The organism is Prauserella sediminis (genome assembly GCF_014195435.1).
GTDB classification, from domain to species: Bacteria; Actinomycetota; Actinomycetes; order Mycobacteriales; family Pseudonocardiaceae; genus Prauserella; species Prauserella salsuginis.
Genome location: NZ_JACIBS010000010.1, coordinates 35,050 through 57,777, shown reverse-complemented (window position 1 = coordinate 57,777; position 22,728 = coordinate 35,050). Strand labels below are relative to the sequence as shown.

Here is a 22,728-nt window from a genome sequence, read left to right as displayed (position 1 = left end):
CGTGTCAACGTCGCTCACGGGAAGGAACGTCCATGCCGGCCATCGTGATGGTCCTGATCGTCGGGGTGCTGTTCTACCTCGGCTACCGCTACTACTCGGGATACCTCTCGCGTCGTGTGTACGCGCTCGACGACAGCCGGCCGACACCCGCGCACACCATGCGGGACGGCGTGGACTTCATCCCGACCAACAAGCACGTCCTCTTCGGACACCACTTCACCTCGGTCGCCGGCGCGGCACCGATCGTCGGTCCCGCCATCGCCGTGTTCTGGGGATGGGGACCGGCGCTGATCTGGGTCGTGGTGGGCACGATCTTCGCCGCGGGCGTGCACGACTTCGGCTCGATCGTGGTGTCGGTGCGGCACAAGGCGCAGAGCATCGGCACGCTCACCCGCGAGGTGGTGGGCACCCGCGCCCGCGTGCTGTTCCTGCTGATCATCTTCTTCCTGCTGACCCTGGTGAACGCCGTGTTCGCCGTGGTGATCGGGAACCTGTTCGTGGCCAATCCCGAGGCCGTGCTGCCGATCCTGCTGGAGATCCCGCTGGCCATCGGCATCGGCCAGTACATCTACCGCACGCGCAGCGCGGCGCTGATTCCGTCACTCGTCGGCGTCGTCGTGCTGTACGTGACGATCCTGCTCGGGCAGGCGCTGCCGATCTCGCTGGCGGGCATCGCCGCCGAGGACGGCCTGTTCACCGAGCGCAACATCTGGATCGTGCTGCTGTTCGTCTACACGTTCATCGCATCGCGCATCCCGGTGTGGGTGCTGCTGCAGCCGCGCGACTACATCAACTCCCACCAGCTGTTCATCGCGCTCGGCGTGATCGGTCTGGGCGTGCTCGTCGGCTGGGACACGATCGTGGCGCCCGTGGTCAACGACCAGACGCCTGCCGATTCGCCCAGCTGGTTCCCGTTGCTGTTCGTGACGATCGCGTGCGGCGCGATCTCCGGGTTCCACAGTCTCGTGTCGTCGGGCACGACGTCGAAACAGCTCGACAAGGAGAGCGACGCCCGGTACGTCGGCTACTTCGGCGCGATCGGCGAAGGGTCGCTGGCGCTGGGGTCGATCCTCGCGTGCACCGCGGGCATCGTTGCCACGACGGCCGACTGGCACGCCGCCTATTCCGACTTCGCCACCGCCTCGGACGGTGCGACCTCGAACTTCGTCAACGGCGTCGGCCACTTCGCCGCCAACCTCGGCGTGCCCCAGGCGACCGCCGTGGTCTTCGCCGCCGTCGTGGTGATCAGCTTCGCCGCGACCACGATGGACACCGGGGTGCGCCTGCAGCGCTACATCGTGCAGGAGATCGCCGAGATCGTCCGCATCCGTGCCATCTCACGCAACCTGACCCTGGCGGGGCTGATCGCCGTGCTCATCCCGCTCGTGCTGGCGCTGCTGCCCGGCGGCGGCGACGCGGGCTACACGTTCGGCGTGCTGTGGCAGCTGTTCGGCACCACCAACCAGCTCACCGCGGGCCTGGCGCTCGCCGTCATCGCGGTGTGGGTCACCAAGAACCGCCGCAACCCGATCGCCGTGCTGGTGCCGCTGGTGTTCCTCGTCGTGATGACGACGTGGGCGCTCATCCAGAACCTCATGACGTTCATCGCCGAGAGCGAATGGGTGCTCGCGCCGCTCGACGCGATCATCTTCGTGCTGGCCGTGTGGCTCATCGTCGAGGCGGCGCTCGCGCTGCGCCGGGCTCGCGGTGCCGCCGCCGACGCGGGTGATCCCGAGCCGACGGAGCTGACAGAGCGGTGACCGCAGGCGGGAGGTGGCGGCGGCTCGGCGCCCGGTTGCTCCGGTACTGGCGCCGGTTCGAACGGGGCCACGAGCTGCTGCTGGTCTCCCGCTGGCGGCAGGGTCTGCGCAAGGAGGCGCGCCGTCGCGACGACACCCTGCGCACACTGCTGCTGCTGGAATCGCTGGGCGTGGACAATCCGGTCGCCTACGAGACGCTCGATGCCGTTCCGTATCTCGTGGCCGACTTCCACGCCTGGCACCGGCGCATGGGACGGGACGAGTTCGGCGACGCCGGAGTGTGCTGTTGATCCGGTTCTTCGGCGGCAAAGGCGGGGTCGGTAAGACGACGCTCGCCGCGGCGTTCGCCGTCCGGCAGGCGCGCCGCGGTGTGCGCACGCTCGTCGTGTCGACCGATCCGGCGCATTCGCTGGGCGACGTGCTCGGTGAGTCGCTGTCCGACGAGCCGCGGTCGGTCGGCGAGTCGCTCCTGGCCGCCGAGATCAGTGGTGAGCGGCAGGCGAGCAACCGGGTCGCCGAAGTCCTCGAGGACGCCAGGCATGCGGTCCCCAGGGAGGTGCTGCCGGCCGTGGAGCGGCACCTGCGCAGGGCGGTCGACAGTCCCGGAACCGTCGAATCGGCGTTGCTGGACCGGCTCACCGACCTCGTCGAGCGCACCGGCCGGGACTGGGACCTGTTGGTCGTCGACAGCGCGCCGACGGGGCACATGTTGCGGCTGCTGAGCCTGCCGGAACTGCTCACGCCGTGGATCGAAGGCCTGGCCCACAACCGGAAACAGGCCCGCGACGTCGACCGGTTCGCCGACGGGCTGCTCGGCGAGGTCGGACCGCAAAATGACCCGCTGCTGGAACGGTTGCAGAACCGCCGCCGGCGGCTGGAGGCGTTGCAGAGCCGGCTGCGCGAGGACGCCCGTGTGCACCTCGTGCTCGTGCCGGAGCGGCTGCCGCTGGCCGAGACCGAACGGGCCGCCGACCAGCTGGCCGAGGCGGGAGTGTCGCTCGGGGCGGTGCTGGTCAACCGGGTCGCCTCCGGCGACGAGTCCGGGGTGCTCGCCCGCCGCCGGACCCAGGAACGCGCCGTGCTGGCACGCGTCAGGGAACGCTTCGGCGGTGAGGAGACCGGCGTGCTCACCGTGCCGCTGCTGCCCGGTGAGCTGACCGGCGTGGCCGACCTGGCCGAGGCGAGCGGCTGGTTGCAGTCCCTGGACCCGCCCGGTCCGCGGGAGGCGTGACGACCGCGCTGTGTCCGGGGAGCCGGTGGGCAGCACGCGCTTGCCTGCCCGCCGGTGGGACACTGGGGACGTGAGCACCCCGGACGATCTTCACCTGCCCGACTTCGCCCTGCAGGGGCTCGGCACGAGGCCGTTCGGGGTGTACGTGCACGTGCCGTTCTGTGCGACCCGCTGCGGCTACTGCGACTTCAACACCTACACCGCCGGCGAACTCGGTTCCGGTGCGGCGCCCGAGGACTGGCTCGAAGGACTGCGCAAGGAACTCGACCTCGCCGCACAGCGCCTCGGGAGGCCGCCGGCCGCCGACACCGTGTTCGTCGGAGGCGGCACCCCGTCGCTGCTGGGCGCCGACGGGCTGGCGGCGGTGCTGGACGCGGTGCGGCAGTCCTTCGGACTCGCCGCCGACGCCGAGGTCACCACCGAGTCCAACCCGGAATCGACGTCGCCGGAACTGTTCGCCGGAATCCGCGACGCCGGGTACACGCGGGTGTCACTGGGCATGCAGTCGGCCGCGCCGCACGTACTGCGCGTGCTCGACCGCACGCACACGCCGGGCCGTCCCGTCGCCGCCGCTGCGGAGGCCCGAGCCGCAGGATTCGACCACGTCAACCTGGACCTCATCTACGGCACGCCCGGCGAGCGCACCGAGGACCTGCAGGCGTCGCTGGACGCGGTGTTGGAGGCCGGCGTCGACCACGTGTCGGCCTACGCGCTGATCGTCGAGGACGGCACCGCGCTGGCGCGCCGGGTCCGCAAGGGGGAGATCCCGATGCCGGACGACGACGTGCTGGCCGCCGACTACGAACTGCTCGACGCGATGCTCGAGAAGGCGGGCCTGCGGTGGTACGAGGTGTCCAACTGGGCCGCCTCCGAACAGGCGCGCTGCCGGCACAACCTCGGCTACTGGCTCGGTGGCGACTGGTGGGGCGCCGGTCCCGGAGCCCACTCGCACGTGGGCGGGGTGCGGTGGTGGAACGTCAAGCATCCGGCCCGCTACACGGCGACGCTCGCCGACGCCGCGTTGCCCGTCGGCGGACAGGAGAGCCTGACCGCCGAGGACCGGCAACTCGAACGGGTCATGCTCGAACTCCGCCTCGCCGACGGTCTTCCGCTCGACGCGCTCGACGACGACGGTGCGCGGGAGGCCCGGCGCGCCGCCGCCGACGGCCTGCTGTCCACTCGGGACCTCGACGGCGGCCGTGCGGTACTCACCGACCGGGGCCGACTGCTCGCCGACGCCGTCGTCCGCCGCCTCGTCAGCTGAGCTCACTCGCTCCCGGGTCTCGCTCGCACCCAACCCTGCCGTCACCGCAGGATCACTCGTCGAGGACGCGGATGCGCAGCCCCGCGTTCTGCAGGCGTGTGACGAGGGAGTCGCCCATCGCCACGGCGGTCGTCACCTGCCCCGCGGTGTCGGGTAGTTCGTCGAAAGCCAGGCACAGCGCCGATTCGGACAGCATCTTCGCGGTCTCGTCGTAGCCGGGGTCGCCGCCCGCCACCTCCGTGACGACGCGCTGCCCGCCTGCTTCGCCGGTGAACCGCACCTGGAACCACGACCGCGCCCGGCGCTGTGCGCTCGGCCCGTCGCCAGGCTTGCGGATCTTGCCGAGCGCGCTGCGCACCGGCGGGATCTGCGCCGCGACCGCCAGCACGCCGAGGCCCGCACCGGTCGCCACGAGCGTCGTCAGCCGCTTCATCGCCGCGGACTGGCGATAGGTGAACGACGTGCCGTACCGGGGCAGCGTGGCTGCCGAGCGGGCCACGATCTGCGGGTCGAGCGTCGGCATCGGCACGAGCCACCTGCCGGTCTCGGAGTCCCGGGTGGGTGGCCCGGAGGGGGTGCGGATCTCACGGTCGGCGGGGCGCGGGTCGGCGCGGCGGCGGCGCTTGGCCACGTCCGTCATGTGGCGGGCACGGGAGAAGGCCGTCAGGGCCGAGGCGAACGTGCCGCCGGAGAACTCGGCGTTCGCGCGGATCTGGGCGTCGACCGTCGTCGGCGCGTCGTCGGGCAACTGGCCGACCGTGAAGTAGGCGCCCAGGTCGTAGGGGATCGAGTCCAGTCCGCACGCGTGGACGAGCCGGGCGCCGGTGCGCCGGGCGGTCTCGTGGTGGGCGAGGTACATGCGGTCGACGAACTCGGGTTCGCCGGTCAGGTCGACGTAGTCGGTGCCGGCCTCGGCGCACGCCGCGACGAGCGGTTCGCCGTAGTTCAGGTACGGGCCGACGGTCGTGACGACGACCCGTGCCGACTCGGCGACGGTGCGCAGCGACGCGGCGTCGGTGACGTCGGCCTGCAGCAGCGGCAGGTCGGCGCAGGCGGGATCGATGGAGCTCAGCCGCCGGCGCACGGCCTCGAGCCTGGTGGTGTTGCGGCCCGCGAGTGCCCATCGGCAGCCGTCCGGCACGTGGGCGGCGAGGTACTCGGCGGTCAGACCGCCGGTGAACCCGGTGGCGCCGAACACCACGATGTCGTATTGCCGCTCGCTCATGCGCATCCTCCGGCGTCGTCGCTGCAGTCTGGCCGGAGCGTACCGGAGGTATGTCGGGTCCGACCGAACCCGTGAGCGGCGGCCACGGGATCCGGGTGATCGAACCGTGATTGAACACCGCGCAGGCGGGGTATCACGTCGATCATGACGGAGAACCACGATCTCGCACCGGCCTCCGATGTCGACGAGCAGCGGCGTCCGGTCGTCGACGACTTCGAGCGCGGCGAGTTCACCGACGACACCGGCGCCGGGGACGAACCCGGACCGGCGGGGGTTTCCGTCCCATTGGACGCCGATCCCGCCGATGTCGCCGACCAGGCGGAACCGGTGGCCGTCGACGACGACGAGTACCGCTGACGTACGGCAGGTGTGATTTCCGCACCGGCCGGGTACACCGCGCATCGCACATCTTCACGGAGGTGATCACCATGGCCGACACGTCCCGGCTGCCGACCCCGGTGGCTGAGGTCTGGGAATGGCAGCGCAACGGAAATTGCCGCAATCTGGACAGTGCAGTGTTCTTCCATCCTGACGGCGAACGCGGTTTCGCGCGAGCCGACCGTGTGGCGCGGGCCAAGGAGGTCTGCCGCACGTGCCCGGTGATCGTCCAATGTCGACACCACGCGCTGACGGTGCAGGAGCCGTTCGGAGTGTGGGGAGGGCTCGACGAGACCGAACGTCGTGAGGCCATCGCCCGCCGCAAACGGATCGGTGTCGAAGAAGAGCCCGAGCCCACACCGGCGCTGCGCTGACGCCGGCGGCGCCGATATCCGCAGCGCTGACGTTTGCAGTGCCGAGACCGCAATGCCGATCTCAGCAATGCCGATCTCAGGAGTGCCGATGTCAGTGCCGATACCTGCTGTGCCGATGTCCGCTCCAACCGGCCTCGCTGTGCCGCGGGCGGCACCAAGGCCCGCGGCACTACAAGGCCCGCGGCACCAAGGCTCGCAGGACGCAGGCCCGCAGCACTGAGGAACGCAGTATCGGCCTGCGCTCCCACGGCCGCCCGTGCGGTGCAGAGGCCGCTCGGGCGGGTGCCGGCGTGGCTGCCGGTGAGGGCCGGGAACCGTCGTGACGATGAGGAGGGGCCGGCCACGGCCGGCCACAGGGGAGACGTGTGCGTTTCGGTTATACGTTGCTGACCGAGCAAGCCGGCCCGCGCCGGCTCGTTGCCGATGCGGCGCGAGCCGAGCGGGCCGGTTTCGCGTTCGAGGTGATGAGCGACCACTTCTCGCCGTGGCTCGACGAGCAGGGCCACGCGCCGCACGCGTGGTCGGTGCTCGGCGCGGTCGCGGAGGTCACCGGCGACGTCGAGCTCATGTCGCTGGTGACCTGCCCGACGATGCGCTATCACCCCGCCGTGGTGGCGCAGCAGGCGGCGACCGTGCAGGAGCTGTCCGGCGGGCGATTCCTGCTGGGCCTCGGCTCCGGCGAGAACCTCAACGAGCACGTGGTCGGCCGGGGATGGCCGCCGGTCAACGTGCGGCACGACATGCTCGCCGAGGCGCTGCAGATCATCAACGATCTTTTCGACGGCGGGTACACGAACCGGGCGGGCGAACATTTCCGCGTGGACTCGGCGAAACTGTGGGACCTGCCGCAGCGGCGGGTGCCGATCGGGGTCGCGGTCTCGGGCGCCCAGTCGGTCGAGAAGTTCGCGGCGGCCTCGGAGGCGCTGATCGCCGTCGAGCCCGCAAACGAGTTGTGCCACCACTGGGACGACGTGCGTGGCCAGCTCGGGTTGTCGCCGTCCCGGAAGATCGGCCAGCTGCCGGTGTCGTGGGGCCGGGACACAGGGGAGGCCGTCAGGCGCGCGCGGGAGCAGTTCCGATGGTTCGCCGGCGGTTGGAAGGTCAACGCCGAGCTCCCAGGGACGCAGGCGTTCGCGGCCGCGACGCACTACGTGCGTGAGGAGGACGTGGCCGCGGCGATCCCGTGCGGCGGGTCGGTCCAGGCGGTGGTCGACGCCGCACGGCCGTTCCGCGACGCGGGGTTCACCGATCTGGCCCTGGTGCAGGTCGGCGGTGACCACCAGGACGAGTTCCTGGACGCCGCCGAGTCCGAGTTGCTGCCCGAGTTGCGCCGCCAGCTGCGGTAGCAGGGCCGCGGATCAGTGGCCGATCGTGAGCGCGGCGAGCAGTGCCGCGAGGCTCACCACGGTCGTGGCGGTGACGAGCAGGGCGGCCGTCGCGGCGAGGGACAGCGGCAGTGGGGCGGTGCTGCGGCGCAGTCGTCTGCCCCGGCTCGTTCCCGCGGCGGCGAGGACGACCGTGGTCACGAGCGAGACCGGGAGGGCGATCGCCGGTGCGGCGTGGCCGGTCGTGAGCGCGGCGTGCAGCAACAACCCGCTGCACGCGGCCGAGGCCAGCGCGGTGCGCTGCCACGCGAGGCCCGTGCGTTCCGGCTGGTCCCCGTTCATGCCGTGATCACCAGCACGAGTGCGAGCGCCGTGATCACGGCGATGCCGAATCCGAGCACCGGCAGCAGGACGTTCCGCGGCAGCGGCCCGCCACGGGACATCGCCCGCTGCACCGTCCGCCAGCGCGGATAGGCGGCCGCGGCGATCACCAGGGCCAGCCCGATGCACAGCGCCGCGAGCACGGTGCGGGTCACCTCGGAGGCCAGCCCGGGCACGAGCTGCTGAATCGCGACGCCTCCGGCGACCAGCCCGAGTGCCGTGCGCAGCCACGCGAGGAACGTGCGTTCGTTGGCCAGCGTGAACCGGTGGTCGGGCTCGCCGGCGGTCCCGTCGTCCTCGTCGTGGGACGCGTGGTCGGGCGGCTGCTGCATCCTCACCGGGTCACCTCGGGGTCACGGCTCCAGACGAACACCCACGAGCGCAGCACGAGGAAGCGCAGCACTCCGCCGACGAGGCTGGTCGCGACCAGCACCGTCGTCTCGGTCATCGGCGACGGGTGTTCGGCCAGCAGATGCAGCAGGCCGAGCGCCGTCGTGCCCGCGCACGCGTAGAACAGGAACGTGCCGACGGTCTGCAGGTGCTGCCGGCCTCGAGGCCCCGTGACGTCGGCGAACGTGATCCGCCGGTGGAACTCGGTGTTGAGCACCGTGGTGACGCCGATGGCGACGGGATTGGCGGCCGCCGGGGTCAGCGGATCGCGGAGCAGGAGGAACAGCAGGGCCTGCAGCCCGGTGCTGACGGCCCCGCCCAGCACATATAGCGGTACGTGCCGGGCGAGTTCCGGCTGATCCCTGGCACTCGTCCGGGCGAGTTCCCACGCCGCCACGCGCGCCCTGGCCAGTACACAGCTCATACCCGAACGATACGTCGCCGACGGTGCCGGTCACGTACACCTCGCGCCGTGGCGATCGTCGCATTCGGCCGGGCGGCTGCGGGTGAGTGCGGACGCCCGGCCGTGACAGTGGGCCGGGGCCGTGGCGGGTGTGCTTCGCGCGGCCGGATCACACGGCCGATACCGCCGAGTCGACGCCGTCGTGCACGGGGATCTGCTCGGCGAGGCCGGTCGCCTCCAGCGGGCGCAGCACGACGCGGGTGCTCGCGACGATCGCCCAGTTCAGTTGGTCGCCGGCGGCCTGTTCGGACAGCTCGGCGAGTACGGACAGGCCCGCCGAGCCGAGGAAGTCGACGCCGTCGAGGTCGAGCACGAGCCGTGCGGGTGCCGGGAGCTCCTCGTGGATCCACTTGCGCAGATCCGGTGCGGACAACAGATCGAGTTCGCCGCTCACGCGGGCGTGCACGATGCCGTCGGCGCGCCGTTCGGCCTCGATACGCATGCCGGAGGTGCCGACGGTGTCCACGGGGCCGGTCTGCTCGTGAGGCGTGCCTGCCGGGGTGAGCGCCGGTCCGAACGCCGGGTCACCGGCACCGGACGGGCCACTGGTCGGGCCGGTCAATGGGCCGCTGTCCTGGGAATGGCTGGGTCGCACTGCGGTATCCCTCCGTCGGGTCGGCGAGCGCGGGATGAGATTGGACATCCCGGTGCTGTGCATTCGTCCGGACGGGATCCATCCGGGCGGAAATCTGCGTCCGCCTTGCCTTTTCCACCGTAGGAACATCTGCGTGGGCTTTCAACAACAGGGTGGCGTCTGACGTGTGAGGTTCCTGTGGTGTGGCGGACGTTTATCGCGTCCGTGCGGGGGTATCGCGGAGCTGCCGGAAAAATTCCTGCCAGGAACTTTCGGAAAGTGCGCGGTGGCCGGGTGTCGAAGCCGGGTGCGAGGGGGCGATACCGGAAACTCGATCGAGTGACGGGTCGGCGGAGGCTCGTTGCCGCGTAAGGGTTTCCCGGTGGGCACGGACCTATTCCCGGGTTCGGCCGATGATCTCGCCACGTGCCCGCACGCATGGCTGCGGGGCTGCCGTGGGAAATCGCCAGGAATGGACGAGCACCGCCGTTCTCGTGGAATTTCCTGACGAGCCCGGGGGTGTGCCGAAATGGGCGTGCCGGTAGGGCGATCGACGTGGCCGACCTTTACGGTGGGAATGGCAGCCCAAGCAACCGAAGGGAAATAGCGACCATGCTTGCGATGACTGACGCTGCCGTGGAGGCGATCAGCGCGCTGACCGCCCAGGACGGTCAGGATGCCGCCGGTCTCCGGTTCGCGGTCCGGGAGGAGACGGAAGAGGGCGCTCAGCTCGCGCTTTCGGTCGCTCCTGGCCCCGAAGAGGGCGACCAGGTGCTGGGCACCGAGAGCGGTGCGCGGGTTTTCCTCGAGGAGAAGGCGTCGTCGTTCCTCGACGACAAGGTGCTGGACGTCCAGCAGGACGAACAGGGCCAGCTGAACTTCGCGGTGATGCAGCAGCCGGAAGGCGAAGGCTGACGCACCCGCTGTCGAGCGCGAGGCCGGCATCCGGAGATCCGTCCGGATGCCGGCCTTCGTCGTGTCAGGGGCGTCGTGTCAAGGGTGTCGTGTCGGGGGGCCGTGTCGTTGCTCGCCCGCGGCTCGCCGGGTCCGTCAGGGGTGTGGGTTCAGCCGGACCGAGCCAGGTCGGCGCTGTGGCGGCGGAGCAACGCGGCGGCATCGCGCACGGCGACCTCCACCGACGGTGCGTGGTCGGCGAGCGCGACCGCTGCCGTGATCCCCGCTGCGGTCAGCTCCTCGGACGGCAGCGCGACCCGGCCCGCGATGGCGGCGACCCGGGCGCCGTGGCGCCGCGCGATGGCGGCGATCCCGGCGGGCGCCTTGCCCGCGAGGCTCTGTGCGTCGAGCGAGCCCTCGCCGGTGATGACCAGGTCGGCGCCCACGATCGCGTCGGCCACCCCGGTGAGCTCGACGACGAGGTCGAACCCCGACTCTGCGCTCGCGCCGAGCGCAGCCATCGCTCCGCCGGAGATGCCGCCGCCGGCACCCGCGCTGGTCCGGTCCGTGAAGCCGAGTGCCTCCGCCCACCGCTCGAGATGTGCCCGCAGCGTCGAGACCTCCGCCGGGCCCGCGCCCTTCTGCGGGCCGAACACGGCGGCCGCACCGTCGGGGCCGTGCAGCGGGTTGGTCACGTCCGTCGCCACCCGCACCCGCGCGTCGCCGAGCAACGCGCGGGTCTCGGTCAGGTCGACCGAGACGACGTCGGCGAGCGCCCCGCCGCCGAGACCCACGGGATTGCCGGTGCTGTCGGTGAGGCGCGCACCGAGCGCCTGCAGCATGCCGCTGCCGCCGTCGGTGCTCGCGGTACCGCCGACGGTCAGCACGATCTGCCGGGCACCCCGCCGGAGCGCGTCGGCGATCAGCTCGCCGACACCGTGCGTGTGGGCGGCCAGCGCCACGTCCGGTGAGGGCGTGACGTGCTCGATTCCGCAGGCGCGGGCCGACTCGACGTAGGCGGTGCCGTCGAGCATGACGTACCAGGCGTCGACCGGATCGGACAGCGGACCCGACACACGCCGGTCGACGCGGGATCCGCCCGCCGCCAGCAGCACGTCGAGTGTCCCCTCGCCGCCGTCGGCGACCGGGCACAGCGCGACGTCGGCGTCGGGGAGCGCGTCGCGCACCCCCGCGCCGATGGCCTCGGCCGCCTCGACCGCGGTGAGACTGCCTTTGAACTTGTCCGGTGCGACGACTACGTGCTGGGGGATCGGTGCGGTCACGGTGTCACCTCGGTGAGCGGCGTTTCGCCCGCCAGCACGGCGAGCACGTTGCGGGCGGCCAGGGTTGCCATGGCGGTGCGGGTTTCGACCGTCGCCGACCCCAGATGCGGGGCCATCGCCACGTTGTCGAGGTCGAGCAGCCCGGGGTGGACGTCGGGTTCGTGTTCGAAGACGTCGAGCCCGGCGCCCGCGATGGTGCCCTCGCGCAAGGCCTCGGCGAGTGCGGCCTCGTCGACGACGGGGCCGCGGGTGGTGTTGACCAGGAAGGCCGTCGGCTTCATCGCCGCGAGCGCCTCGGCGTCGATCAGGTGGCGGGTCTCGGACGTGAGCGGGCAGTGCAGCGACACGACGTCCGCGGTGGCGAGCAGTTCGTCCTGTGGCAGGTATGTGGCGTCGAGGTCGGCTTCGACCTCGGCAGGCGCGCGGCGGCGTCCCGTGTAGACGATCGACATCCCGAACGCCCGCGCCCGCGTCGCCATCGCACGGCCGATCTGCCCCAGCCCGACGATGCCGAGCGTCTTGCCCTGCACACCGGAGCCGAGCATGAACCCGAGGTGGAACGACCACGGTGTGCGCGAGCGCAGCAGGCGTTCGCCCTCACCGAGGCGGCGCGTGACCGACAGCAGCAGGCCGAACGCGATGTCGGCGGTGGCGTCGGTCAGTACGCCGGGTGTGTTGGTCACCGTGATGCCGCGTTCGGCGAGCGCCGGGACGTCGATGTTGTCGTAGCCGACCGCGACGTTCGCGACGACCTTCAGCTGTGGTCCGGCGGCGTCCGCGAACGCGGCGCCGGCGTGCTCGCTCAGCGTTACCACCGCGGCGTCGGCCCCGGCGACGACCTCGTGCAGCTCCGCAGCGGGGAGCGCGCGGTCCGGTTGGGGAAGCCACACGTCACCCGCCTCGCGCAGCAGTGCCACGGCGTCGTCCGGGATCCACCTGCTGACCACGATCCGTGGTCTCGTGCCGGTCATCGCATCGCTCCTTCGTCGCACGCGCCCGCCGTAGCTTATCGAGGAGTGCGGCAGCCGTGTCGCCGCCGGTGCGATCCAGGGGGCGACGGACGGGAGCAACGCGGCTCAGGGGAGGTGTGTCGTCACCTCCGGGCCTCGTGTTGTCGATTCCGGGGGTCGTGGTGGCGATTCAGGGAACAGTGTTTCCGATCCTCGTGCTGGTGTCGTTCGACCGCATGCCGAGGGTGTCGACATGCGTGTGCCGTCACCCGCGGCGCAACACGGCCTGGTGGAACACGGAGGCGCCCCGGAAGGCGCAACACGAGGCCCGGGAGGCGCAACACGGGCCCGGGAGGTGCAACACGAGGCCTGGAAAGCGCAACACGGGCCCCCGGGGGTGCTGCACGGATCACCCGAGGCGTTCGATGATCGTGACGTTGGCCGTGCCGCCGCCCTCACACATGGTCTGCAGGCCGTAGCGGCCCCCACGGCGTTCGAGCTCGTGCAGCAGGGTGGCCAGGAGTTTCGTACCGCTGGCGCCGATCGGGTGGCCGAGTGCGATCGCGCCGCCGTTGACGTTGACGCGGTCGGGGTCGGCGCCCGTCTCGTCGAGCCACGCCAGCACCACGCTCGCGAACGCCTCGTTGACCTCGAACAGGTCGATGTCGCCGGTCGACAGTCCACTCCGGCGCAGCGCCCGCGACGTGGCGGGGATCGGGCCGGTGAGCATCCACACGGGGTCCGCGGCCGACACCGACAGGTGGTGGATCCGTGCCCGCGGGGTGATCCGGTGTTCGCGGACGTAGGCCTCCGACACGACGAGTGCCGCGCTCGCTCCGTCCGATATCTGGCTGGCCGTCGCCGCGGTGATCCGTGACTCCTCGGCAAGGGGTTGCAGCTGGGCCATCTTCTCCGGCGTGGTGCCACGGCGTGGGCCCTCGTCGGCTGCGAGGCCGGCCACGTCGGTGAGCTCGCGGTCGAAGACCCCTTCGTCGGCGGCGCGCAGCGCGCGCTGATGGCTGCGGTAGGCGTAGGTCTCCATCTGCTCGCGGGTGATGTCCCAGTGCCGGGCGATCATGTCGGCGCTGCGGAACTGCGAGATCTCGATGTCGCCGTAGCGCTTGTGCCAGCCCTCCGAGCCGGAGAACGGATCCTCGAAGCCGTACTCGCGGCCGGCCAGCATCGCGGCGCTGATCGGGATGGTGCTCATGTTCTGCACGCCGCCCGCGACCACCGCGTCCGCCGTGCCGGACAGCACCGCCTGTGCGGCGAAATGCACCGCCTGCTGACTCGACCCGCACTGTCGGTCGACGGTCACGCCCGGCACGTGATCCGGCATACCCGCGGCCAGCCACGCCGTCCGTGCGATGTTCCCCGCCTGCGGGCCCAGCGTGTCGGTGCAGCCGAGGATCACGTCGTCGACCGTCGCGGGGTCGATACCCGTACGTTCCACGAGCGCTCCCAGCACGTGCCCGCCGAGATCAGCGGAGTGCATAGTGGACAGTGCGCCGCCGCGTTTGCCCACGGGGGTGCGGACGGCGTCGACGAGGTAGGCCTCGGCCATGGTTCCTCCTACGGGTGCTGGCTCGACACGGACACGGTCTCGCCCGTGAGATAGGTGGCGTAGCCGGACGCGAGCCACACCATGACGTTGGCGATCTCCCACGGCTCGGCGGCGCGGCCGAACGCTTCGCGGCCCGCGAGCTCGGTCAGCAGCTCCTCACTGGTGACCTTCGCGAGAAACGGATGTGCGGCCAGGCTCGGAGCGACGGCGTTGACGCGGATGCCGTGTGCGGCGACGTCCATCGCCGCACAGCGGGTCAGCGCCATCACCCCGGCCTTCGCGGCCGCGTAGTGCGCCTGGCCCTGCTGCGCCCGCCAGCCGACGACGGAGGCGTTGTTCACGACGACCCCGCCGCCGCCCTGGGCGACGAACCGCCGGGTCGCCGCGCGCGTACAGCGGAACGTGCCGCTCAGCGTGATGTCGAGTACGCGGGACCATTCCTCGTCAGACATGTCCAGAATGGACTGCGTGCCGCCCAGTCCCGCGTTGTTGACCATCACGTCGATCCGGCCGAAACGGGTGCACGCCGCGTCCACGAGCGCGACGACCTGGTCGTCGTCGGTCACGTCGCACGGGACCGCGTCCACCTCGCCGAATTCGGCCAGCTGCTCGGCTTTCTCGGCCAGCCTGCGTTCGTGCCAGTCGCTCACGACCACCCGCGCGCCCTCCTCGAGACACCGCCTCGCCGTGGCCGAGCCGATCCCCGTGCCCGCCGCCGCCGTGACCACGACGACCTTGCCCGCCAACAGGTCATGGGGCTTCGGATACTCCGGTGGCTGTGCGTGCTCGGGTGGCTGTGCGTGCTCGGGCGGTTCCGTGTGATCGGCTGCCGTCGCAGGCCGTTCGGTCATCGGCGTTCCTCCGTGTTCCTGGGTTCCTTCGGCAGTCCGAGCACGCGCTCGGCGATGATGTTCCGCTGGATCTCGTCGGAACCGCCGTAGATGGTGTCCGCGCGGCTGAACAGCAGCAGCCGCTGCCACTCGTCGAGATCGCCGCCCGTGATCAGGCCGCGCGCGCCGCGCGCACGCATCGCCAGCTCGCCGAGCCGCCGGTGCCAGGTGGCCCACAGCAGCTTGCCCACGGCGACGTCCGGCCCCGGCTCCCGCTCGAGCGTGCGCAGTGCGTGGGCGCGCAGCACCCGCAGGTCGACCCGCGCGCGGACGAGATCGTCGCGCAGTACGGGGTCGTCGATCGTGCCCGTCGCGCGCGCCTGCGCGACGATGCCGTCCAGCTCGCGCCGGAATCCGATCTGCTGGCCCAGCGTGGAGACGCCGCGTTCGAAACCGAGCGTGCCCATCGCGACGCGCCAGCCGTCGCCCGGCTCGCCGACGACCATGTCGGCCTCGGTGCGGGCGTCGTCGAAGAACACCTCGTTGAACTCCGAGGTCCCGGTCAGCTGCGTGATCGGACGGACGGTCACGCCCGGCTGGTCCATCGGCACCAGCAGGTACGAGAGCCCGTGATGCCGGGTCGACCCCGGTTCGGTGCGCGCGAGGACGAAACACCAGTCGGCGACGTGCGCCAGCGAGGTCCAGATCTTCTGTCCGTTGAGCATCCACGCCTGCTCCTCGGCGCCGCCGCCGTCGGGTTCGAGCCGGGCGGTGGTCGACACCGCCGCCAGGTCCGATCCGGCTCCCGGCTCGGAGTAGCCCTGGCACCACAGCTGCTCCACCGCGCGGATCGCGGGCAGGAACCGGCGTTGCTGTTCCGGGGTGCCGAACGCGATGAGCGTCGGACCCAGCAGCTGCTCGCCGAGGTGGCTCACCCGCGCGGGCGCACCCGACGCCGCGTACTCCTCGTGGAAGATCACCTGCTCGGCCAGCGACAGGCCGCGCCCGCCGAACTCGGTGGGCCAGCCGACACACGTCCAGCCCGCCGCCGCGAGATGTCGTTCCCACGCGAGCCGTTCGTCGAACGCCTCGTGTTCGCGGCCCGGTCCGCCGAGGCCGCGCACGCCCGCGAACTCGCCGGTGAGGTTGTCGGCGAGCCAGGTGGCCACCTCTCGCCGGAATCGCTCGTGGTTCTCCACTCACACCTCCTGCTACCGTGCGCTAGCATAATAAGAACACGTTCTAGATTTCTCGTCCAGCAAGGGAGCGGGATGAGTGAGGCAGGAACTCCGGTGACGATCCCCAAGGCGCTCCAAGCAGCGTCGGAGCGGTTCGGTGACCGGGAGGCAATTGTCGACGGGCATGTGCGGATCACGTTCGATCGGCTTCTGGAACACGTTCGCGTCATGGCGCGCGTGCTGATGGCGCGCGGCGTCCGCAGCGGCGACCGGGTGGCCGTGAACTCGCCCAATACGCACCACTGGGTGATCGCCGCGCTCGGGGCGCAGTACGCCGGGGCGACCCTGGTGCCGATCAACACCCGGTTCACCGGGGCCGAGGCGGTCGATCTGATCCGCCGCAGCGAGGCCACGGCTCTGGTCGTCGCCGGGGACTTCCTGGACACCGACCGGCTCGCCGGCATCCGGGCCGCCGCGGCGGACGGTGACCTCGACACCCTCCGCCTGATCGTGCGGGTGCCGCTGCCGGGGCCACTCGCACCCGACCCGGTCGCCGTGGACTGGGACGACCTGGCAGACGTGGCGGCGGCCGTCGACCCGGCCGAGGCCGACGCCCGGGCCGCCGCCGTCACCGGCGAGGCCATCGCCGACGTCCTGTTCACCTCCGGCACGACCGGCCGCAGCAAGGGCGTCCTGTCGGCGCATCGGCAGTCGCTCGCCGTCGCCGCGGCATGGGCCGACCGCGGCGCCCTGACACCCCGCGACCGGTACCTCGTCGTCAACCCGTTCTTCCACAGCTTCGGCTACAAGGCGGGCATCCTCGTCGGCCTGCTGACCGGTGCGACGCTGCTGCCACAGGCCACCTTCGACGCGACCGCCGCGCTCGAGCTGATCGAGCGAGAACGGGTATCGGTGCTGCCCGCGGCACCGACGGTGTTCCAGACACTGCTCGACCACCCCGGCCGAGAGGCGGCGGACCTCTCGTCGCTGCGGTTGGCGGTCACCGGCGCGGCGACCGTGCCGGTGACGCTCGTCGAACGGATGGGCGGCGAGCTCGGATTCGACACGGTGCTCACCGCGTACGGCCTCACCGAAGCGGTCGTCGCGACGATGTGCGAACCCGGCGACGATCCGGCCACCATCGCGCGTACGTGCGGAAGGGCGGCCGCCGGCTTCGAGGTGCGCATCGGCGACCACGACGAGGTGCTCCTGCGTGGGCCGAACGCGATGCGCGGCTATCTCGACGACCCGGAGGCGACGGCGCAGGCGATCGACGCCGACGGCTGGCTGCACACCGGTGACGTCGGCCGGCTCGACGAGGCGGGCAACCTGTCGATCACCGACCGGCTGAAGGACATGTACATCTGCGGCGGTTTCAACGTCTACCCGGCCGAGATCGAACAGGAGATGTCCCGTGTGGACGGTGTGCGGGAGGTCGCGGTGATCGGTGTTCCCGATCCGCGGCTCGGCGAGGTGGGGAAGGCCTTCGTCGTGCGTGCGGACACGGCCGGAGGTGATCCGCCGTCGGAGGAGTCGCTGCTCGAACACTGCCGGCAGCGGCTCGCCAACTACAAACGTCCCCGCTCGGTGGAGTTCGTCGGCGAACTGCCGCGGAACGCGTCGGGGAAGGTCCTGAAACGCCTGCTGGGCAAGGAGAAAGTGGCATGACCGAGGAGAACAGCGCCGCGAGCACCGACGAGGAGACCGTGCGCTACGAACGCCGCGGCGCCGTCGCCGTGGTGACGATGAACCGGCCGGAGTACCGCAACGCGCAGAACTCGGTGATGACCTACGCGCTCGACGCCGCGTTCGCACGTGCGGTCGACGACCCCGACGTGAAGGTGATCGTGCTGGCAGGAGAGGGAAAGCACTTCTCGGCGGGACACGACATCAGTTCGCCGGGCCGCGACGTGGACGTCAGCTACGACCGCAAGGCCGTCCTGTGGTGGGACCACACCGACCGCGAGGGCGGGGACCGGCGGTTCGCCAGGGAGTCCGAGGTGTATCTCGGCATGTGCCGGCGCTGGCGGGAGATCCCCAAGCCGGTGATCGCGTCGGTGCAGGGCGCATGCATCGCAGGCGGCCTGATGCTCGCGTGGGTGTGCGACCTCATCGTCGCCTCCGAGGACGCGTTCTTCGCCGACCCGGTGGTGCGGATGGGCATCCCCGGTGTCGAGTACTTCGCCCACCCCTGGGTGCTCGGTACGGCCGCCGCCAAGGAGGTCCTGCTGACCGGACAGCGGTTCAGCGCCGCGCAGGCCAAGGAATGGGGCATGGTCAACCGGGTCGTGCCACGCGAACAGCTGCAGGACACGGTCTTCGGCCTCGCCGACACGGTTGCCGAGATGCCGGCGTTCGGCCTGACGTTGGCGAAGAAGGCCGTGAACCAGGCGCAGGACCTGATGGGCATGCGCTCGGGGATGGACGCGGTGTTCGGCCTGCACCACTTCGCCCACGCCCACAACGCCGAGACCGCGGAGGATCCGCTGGCGGGGCAGACGGCGAAGTCGATGCGGGACGCCGGGAGCCGCTGATGGACCTCGACATCGATCCGGAGTCGGCGGTCTTCCGCGACGAGGTCCGCGCGTGGCTCGCCGACAACGTGCCGCGGCAGGGCCTGCCGTCGATGGACACGGCCGAGGGGTTCGCCGCACACCGGGAGTGGGAGGCGCGGCTCGCCGAGGAGCGCCTTTCGGTCGTCACCTGGCCCGTCGAGTACACCGGCCGGGAGGCGTCACTGTTGCAGTGGCTGCTGTTCGAGGAGGAGTACTACGCGGCCGGCGCACCCGGGCGCGTGGGACAGAACGGCATCTTCATGCTCGCGCCGACGCTGTTCGCCCACGGCAGCACCGAGCAGCGGGACCGCATCCTGCCGGCGATGGCGCGCGGTGAACAGGTGTGGGCTCAGGCCTGGTCCGAGCCGGAGGCAGGCAGCGACATCGCGGCCCTGCGCAGCAGCGCGGTCCGCACCGAGGGCGGCTGGCTGGTGTCCGGGCAGAAGACGTGGAGCTCGCGGGCCGCGTTCGCCGACCGTGCATTCGGCCTCTTCCGCAGTGACCCGGACTCGGAGCGGCACCGCGGGCTGACGTACCTGATGATCGACCTGCGCGCCGACGGCGTGACCGTGCGGCCGATCCCGCAGCTGGACGGCGAGCCGGGGTTCGCCGAGCTGTTCTTCGACGAGGTGTTCGTGCCGGACGAGGACGTGATCGGCACGCCGGGTGACGGCTGGCGGGTGGCGATGACGACCGCCAACAACGAACGCGGGTTGTCGCTGCGTAGTCCGGGCCGGTTCCTGGCCTCGGCGGACCGGCTGGTGCGGCTGTGGGAAGCGTGTGGTGAGCCCGCGGCGACGGCCTCGCGGGTCGCGGACGCGTGGATCGACACCCGTGCTTACCAGCTCTACACCTACGGCACCGCGACCCGGTTGGCCGACGGCGAGCAGCTGGGACCGGAGTCGAGTGTGAACAAGCTGGCCTGGTCGAGCGTCGACGTCGCACTGCACGAGACGGCGCTCGACGTGCTCGGCGCGGACGGCGAACTGGCCTCGCCGTGGGTGGAGGGCTACCTGTTCTCGCTGGCCGGTCCGATCTACGGCGGCACGGACCAGATTCAGCGGAACACGATCGCCGAGCGAGTGCTGGGCCTGCCACGGGAGGAGCGTCGATGAGGTTCGCGTTGTCGCCGGAGCAGCGGGATTTCGCCGCGGCGCTGGACGAACTGCTGGCGGGCGCCGACACGCCGGGCGTGGCACGGGAGTGGGCCGAGCGGCGGTTCGAGCCCGGCCGGAAACTGTGGCGGGAGCTGGCCGACCTCGGGGTGTGGGGCCTGCTGGTGCCGGAGGAGCACGGGGGAGCGGACGCCGAGCCCGCGGACGCCGTGGTGGCGCTCGAGGCGTGCGGGTACCACGCGGTGCCGGGCCCGGTCGTGGAAACGACCGTGGTGGCGCCGCGGTTGCTCGGCGGTGACGAGCTGGCGCGCGTCGCCGCGGGGGAGTCGATGGTGACGGCCGCGATCCCGCCCGAGGTGCCCCGGGCCCTGGACGCCGACGCGGCGGATGTCGTGCTGCGGTTGGACGGGACCGCCGTTCAACGGATCTCGTCCGATATGGACTCCGGGGGCCGGATGCCGTCGATCGACGCGACGCGGGGCCTGTTCCCCGCCGCCGAGCACGGGGAAGTGCTCGGCGCGGCGCGGCCGCACGCGTTCGCGCTCGGCGTGCTCGGCGTGTCCGCCCAGCTGCTCGGCGCGGCTCGGCGGATGCTGGCGATGGCGACCGAGTACGCGTCGCAGCGGCGGCAGTACGGCAGGGCGATCGGGCAGTACCAGGCCGTCAAGCATCTGCTCGCCGACGTCACGGTGAGCCTGACGATGGCGCGGCCACTCGTCGACGGGGCGGCGGTGACGCTCGCCTCCGGCGCAGCCGAGCCCGTGGTGATGCGGGACATCTCAGCGGCGAAGGTCGCCGCGACCCGTGCGGCGTTGCTCGCCGCGCGCACGTCGCTGCAGGTGCACGGCGCGATCGGCTACACGGCCGAACACGACCTCGGCCTGTGGCTGACGAAGGTACGCGCGCTCGCGGGCGCATGGGGCACCGCGGACGCGCACCGCACCCGCGTGCTGACGGCCGTGCGAGGTGAGCATGCCGACTGACGACGGGGCGGCGGAACGCGAGGCGCTGCGCGAGGCCGTGCGCGGACTGCTGGAGAAACACTCCGAGATCCGCGACGTGATGGCCTCCCCCGGCGGGTACGACCCCGCCGTGTGGTCGATGCTGTGCGACCAGATCGGTGTCGCCGGACTCGCCGTCCCCGAGCGGTACGGGGGCGCGGGTGCCGGACTCGCCGAGATCGGCGTCGTGGCCCACGAGCTGGGCCGCACGTTGACGCCGAGTCCGCTGCTCGGGTCCTCGGTGCTGGCCGCTCGCCTCGTCAGGGAGGCCGCCGACGAACCGGCCTGCGCCCGGCTACTGCCGGGCCTCGCCGACGGGAGCCGCGTGGCCGCAGTGGTGTGGACCGGTGAGGACGGCACGTGGTCGGACCGGCCCGTCGTCACCGCCCGCCTGCGCGGTGCGGACGGCGCGGCGTCGACGGTGTTGCACGGCACGGCTTCGTACGTGCTGGACGGGGACGAGGCGGACACATTGCTGGTGCCGGTCGCCGAGAGCGACGACGGGCCACCGGCACTGTACGAAGTGGACGCGGGAGCTGCCGGAGTCAGCCGCCGCGACGCCGAGGCGTTGGATCCGCTGCGCCGTCTCGCCACCGTCACATTGTCGGAGGTGGCGGGGACGCGGCTGGGCGAGCTGCCGGGGGACGCGCTCCGGCGGGTGCGAGCCGAGGCGGTGGTCGTGCTCGCCGCGGAGCAGACCGGTGCGGCCGAGCGGGCCCTGGAACGGACGGTGGAGTACACGCTGCAGCGCCGCCAGTTCGGCAGGCCGATCGGAAGCTTCCAGGCGGTCAAGCATCGGCTGGCCGATGCGTTCGTCCGGTTGGAAACGGCTCGCTCTGCCTGCCATGCCGCGATCGCGTCCGCGGCGCGCGGTGACGGTCCGGACGATGAGGACGCGGCGGTGGCCAAGGTCGTGTGTTCGGAGAGCCTGCAGCACATCGCCGCGGAGATGATCCAGCTGCACGGCGGTATCGCGATCACGTGGGAACACGACGCCCACCTGTACCTCAAGCGTGCCCACGGCAGTGCCGCACTGTTCGGCCCGCCGCAGCGGTACCTCGACGAGCTGCGGTACCTCGACGACCCGGACGCGGACGACCCGGCTCCCGGCGCACCGCACGCCGGAAGCCGGGACACGGCGAACGCGGCGTCCGGCGTCAGCGGCGGTTGAACGTGTCCGGGTCCGGACCGGTCCGCTCGCCGCGGTCGAGTCCCGCCAGCCGTGTCATGTCGTCGGCGTCGAGCGCGAAGTCGAACAGCTGCAGGTTCTCGGCCATGCGCGAGGGCGTGACGGATTTCGGGATGATCACGTTCCCGAGCTGCAGGTGCCACCGCAGCACGACCTGCGCGGGAGTGTGCCCGTGCTTGGCGGCGAGCGTGGTGACGGTTTCGTCGGTGAGCAGGTCACCGCCTTTGGCGAGCGGGCTCCATGCCTCGGTGACGATGCCGTGGGCGGCGTCGTACTCGCGCACCGCGGCCTGCTGCAGGAACGGGTGCTCCTCGATCTGGTTGACCGCGGGCACGACGCCGGAGTTCTCGGCGAGGGTGTCCAGGTGGTGCGGCTGGAAGTTCGACACGCCGATGGCCCTGGCCCTGCCCTCGGCGTTGATCCGCTCCAGCGCTCGCCACGTCTCCGGGTACAGACCTGCCCCGGGGACGGGCCAGTGGATCAGGTACAGGTCGACGTAGTCGGTGCCCAGCGCGGCCAGACTCGCGTCGAACGCCTTCAGCGCCGCGTCGTAGCCGTGCGCGTCGTTCCACAGTTTCGTGGTGAGGAACAGCTCTTCGCGCGGGATGCCCGCGTCGCGGACGGCCCGGCCGACGCCGGACTCGTTGCCGTACAGGGTGGCGGTGTCGATGCTGCGGTATCCGGCTTCGAGCGCCGCCGTCACCGCGACGGCCGTCTCGTCGGGCGGCACCTGGAACACCCCGTAGCCCACCTGCGGCATGGTCACGCCGTTGTTCAGTTCGACGGTCGGAATGTCGATCTCGG

Annotated in this window: 24 protein-coding genes; 13 read left to right on the top strand and 11 right to left on the bottom strand. The window is 71.4% G+C overall.

Annotated features, from left to right (window positions below):
• Positions 1 to 32: 32 nt before the first annotated feature.
• The 4 genes from FB384_RS24700 (at position 33) to hemW (ending at position 4,255) form a co-directional block, all read left to right on the top strand.
• On the top strand, positions 33 to 1,760 hold the full coding sequence (locus FB384_RS24700; RefSeq protein ID WP_183787247.1) for a carbon starvation CstA family protein: 1,728 nt from the start codon (positions 33 to 35) through the stop codon (positions 1,758 to 1,760).
• A complete protein-coding gene (locus FB384_RS24695) occupies positions 1,757 to 2,050 on the top strand; it encodes a cory-CC-star protein (protein ID WP_183787246.1) in 294 nt (97 codons plus the stop codon). Before FB384_RS24700 ends, FB384_RS24695 begins: the two co-directional genes overlap by 4 nt.
• On the top strand, positions 2,041 to 2,991 hold the full coding sequence (locus FB384_RS24690) for an ArsA family ATPase (RefSeq protein WP_183787245.1): 951 nt from the start codon (positions 2,041 to 2,043) through the stop codon (positions 2,989 to 2,991). The genes FB384_RS24695 and FB384_RS24690 overlap by 10 nt, the downstream gene beginning before the upstream one ends.
• Before the next feature lie 70 nt (positions 2,992 to 3,061).
• Positions 3,062 to 4,255 carry a radical SAM family heme chaperone HemW gene (gene hemW, locus FB384_RS24685; RefSeq protein ID WP_183787244.1) on the top strand — a complete coding sequence of 398 codons (1,194 nt, stop codon included), beginning with the start codon at positions 3,062 to 3,064 and terminating at the stop codon, positions 4,253 to 4,255.
• 52 nt (positions 4,256 to 4,307) lie between these two features.
• On the opposite strand, the gene FB384_RS24680 is transcribed toward hemW, so the two are convergent.
• Complete coding sequence (locus FB384_RS24680) at positions 4,308 to 5,480, bottom strand: saccharopine dehydrogenase family protein (RefSeq protein ID WP_183787243.1); 1,173 nt, start codon at positions 5,478 to 5,480, stop codon at positions 4,308 to 4,310.
• Between the two features lie 144 nt (positions 5,481 to 5,624).
• Here FB384_RS24680 and FB384_RS24675 point away from each other — a divergent pair, with 144 nt between their 5' ends.
• The 3 genes from FB384_RS24675 (at position 5,625) to FB384_RS24665 (ending at position 7,578) form a co-directional block, all read left to right on the top strand.
• The gene (locus FB384_RS24675; protein ID WP_183787242.1) at positions 5,625 to 5,837 is read left to right on the top strand and encodes a hypothetical protein; all 213 of its coding nucleotides are present in this window, start codon (positions 5,625 to 5,627) and stop codon (positions 5,835 to 5,837) included.
• A gap of 71 nt (positions 5,838 to 5,908) precedes the next feature.
• Positions 5,909 to 6,232 carry a WhiB family transcriptional regulator gene (locus FB384_RS24670; protein WP_183787241.1) on the top strand — a complete coding sequence of 108 codons (324 nt, stop codon included), beginning with the start codon at positions 5,909 to 5,911 and terminating at the stop codon, positions 6,230 to 6,232.
• Positions 6,233 to 6,597: 365 nt separating this feature from the next.
• Positions 6,598 to 7,578 carry a TIGR03557 family F420-dependent LLM class oxidoreductase gene (locus FB384_RS24665; protein ID WP_183787240.1) on the top strand — a complete coding sequence of 327 codons (981 nt, stop codon included), beginning with the start codon at positions 6,598 to 6,600 and terminating at the stop codon, positions 7,576 to 7,578.
• A gap of 12 nt (positions 7,579 to 7,590) precedes the next feature.
• Here the strand turns inward: FB384_RS24665 and FB384_RS24660 are convergent, their stop codons facing one another.
• The 4 genes from FB384_RS24660 to FB384_RS24645 all read right to left on the bottom strand — a co-directional run bounded on the left by FB384_RS24660 (position 7,591) and on the right by FB384_RS24645 (position 9,386).
• Positions 7,591 to 7,899 carry a DUF202 domain-containing protein gene (locus FB384_RS24660; protein ID WP_183787239.1) on the bottom strand — a complete coding sequence of 103 codons (309 nt, stop codon included), beginning with the start codon at positions 7,897 to 7,899 and terminating at the stop codon, positions 7,591 to 7,593.
• Complete coding sequence (locus FB384_RS24655) at positions 7,896 to 8,270, bottom strand: YidH family protein (protein ID WP_183787259.1); 375 nt, start codon at positions 8,268 to 8,270, stop codon at positions 7,896 to 7,898. The genes FB384_RS24660 and FB384_RS24655 overlap by 4 nt, the downstream gene beginning before the upstream one ends.
• Before the next feature lie 2 nt (positions 8,271 to 8,272).
• Positions 8,273 to 8,752 (bottom strand): GtrA family protein, encoded by a 480-nt coding sequence (locus tag FB384_RS24650; RefSeq protein WP_183787238.1) that lies wholly within the window; start codon positions 8,750 to 8,752, stop codon positions 8,273 to 8,275.
• Between the two features lie 148 nt (positions 8,753 to 8,900).
• On the bottom strand, positions 8,901 to 9,386 hold the full coding sequence (locus tag FB384_RS24645; protein WP_323985427.1) for an STAS domain-containing protein: 486 nt from the start codon (positions 9,384 to 9,386) through the stop codon (positions 8,901 to 8,903).
• Between the two features lie 591 nt (positions 9,387 to 9,977).
• Between FB384_RS24645 and FB384_RS24640 the strand changes: the two genes are divergently transcribed.
• Complete coding sequence (locus FB384_RS24640) at positions 9,978 to 10,280, top strand: iron-sulfur cluster biosynthesis family protein (RefSeq protein ID WP_183654643.1); 303 nt, start codon at positions 9,978 to 9,980, stop codon at positions 10,278 to 10,280.
• 149 nt (positions 10,281 to 10,429) lie between these two features.
• On the opposite strand, the gene FB384_RS24635 is transcribed toward FB384_RS24640, so the two are convergent.
• From FB384_RS24635 to FB384_RS24615, 5 genes are all read right to left on the bottom strand, one after another.
• Complete coding sequence (locus tag FB384_RS24635) at positions 10,430 to 11,542, bottom strand: glycerate kinase (RefSeq protein WP_323985426.1); 1,113 nt, start codon at positions 11,540 to 11,542, stop codon at positions 10,430 to 10,432.
• A complete protein-coding gene (locus FB384_RS24630; RefSeq protein WP_183787237.1) occupies positions 11,539 to 12,513 on the bottom strand; it encodes a 2-hydroxyacid dehydrogenase in 975 nt (324 codons plus the stop codon). The genes FB384_RS24635 and FB384_RS24630 overlap by 4 nt, the downstream gene beginning before the upstream one ends.
• Before the next feature lie 388 nt (positions 12,514 to 12,901).
• A complete protein-coding gene (locus tag FB384_RS24625) occupies positions 12,902 to 14,056 on the bottom strand; it encodes an acetyl-CoA C-acetyltransferase (RefSeq protein WP_183787236.1) in 1,155 nt (384 codons plus the stop codon).
• Positions 14,057 to 14,064: 8 nt separating this feature from the next.
• Positions 14,065 to 14,907, bottom strand: a complete 843-nt coding sequence (locus tag FB384_RS24620) for an SDR family oxidoreductase (protein ID WP_183787235.1) — start codon at positions 14,905 to 14,907, stop codon at positions 14,065 to 14,067.
• A complete protein-coding gene (locus tag FB384_RS24615) occupies positions 14,904 to 16,085 on the bottom strand; it encodes an acyl-CoA dehydrogenase family protein (protein WP_183787234.1) in 1,182 nt (393 codons plus the stop codon). Before FB384_RS24615 ends, FB384_RS24620 begins: the two co-directional genes overlap by 4 nt.
• Positions 16,086 to 16,157: 72 nt before the next feature.
• Between FB384_RS24615 and FB384_RS24610 the strand changes: the two genes are divergently transcribed.
• From FB384_RS24610 to FB384_RS24590, 5 genes are read left to right on the top strand one after another with little or no spacing between them, the layout of a single operon-like run.
• Positions 16,158 to 17,732 carry a FadD3 family acyl-CoA ligase gene (locus tag FB384_RS24610; protein WP_183787233.1) on the top strand — a complete coding sequence of 525 codons (1,575 nt, stop codon included), beginning with the start codon at positions 16,158 to 16,160 and terminating at the stop codon, positions 17,730 to 17,732.
• Positions 17,729 to 18,598 carry an enoyl-CoA hydratase gene (locus FB384_RS24605; protein ID WP_183787232.1) on the top strand — a complete coding sequence of 290 codons (870 nt, stop codon included), beginning with the start codon at positions 17,729 to 17,731 and terminating at the stop codon, positions 18,596 to 18,598. The genes FB384_RS24610 and FB384_RS24605 overlap by 4 nt, the downstream gene beginning before the upstream one ends.
• The gene (locus FB384_RS24600; RefSeq protein WP_183787231.1) at positions 18,598 to 19,734 is read left to right on the top strand and encodes an acyl-CoA dehydrogenase family protein; all 1,137 of its coding nucleotides are present in this window, start codon (positions 18,598 to 18,600) and stop codon (positions 19,732 to 19,734) included. The genes FB384_RS24605 and FB384_RS24600 overlap by 1 nt, the downstream gene beginning before the upstream one ends.
• Complete coding sequence (locus FB384_RS24595) at positions 19,731 to 20,717, top strand: acyl-CoA dehydrogenase family protein (RefSeq protein ID WP_183787230.1); 987 nt, start codon at positions 19,731 to 19,733, stop codon at positions 20,715 to 20,717. Before FB384_RS24600 ends, FB384_RS24595 begins: the two co-directional genes overlap by 4 nt.
• Entirely contained in the window at positions 20,707 to 21,906 is a 1,200-nt protein-coding gene (locus tag FB384_RS24590; RefSeq protein WP_183787229.1) for an acyl-CoA dehydrogenase family protein, read from the top strand. Before FB384_RS24595 ends, FB384_RS24590 begins: the two co-directional genes overlap by 11 nt.
• On the opposite strand, the gene FB384_RS24585 is transcribed toward FB384_RS24590, so the two are convergent.
• Positions 21,893 to 22,684, bottom strand: a complete 792-nt coding sequence (locus tag FB384_RS24585) for an aldo/keto reductase (protein ID WP_228726675.1) — start codon at positions 22,682 to 22,684, stop codon at positions 21,893 to 21,895. The genes FB384_RS24590 and FB384_RS24585 overlap by 14 nt on opposite strands.
• Positions 22,685 to 22,728: the final 44 nt, after the last annotated feature.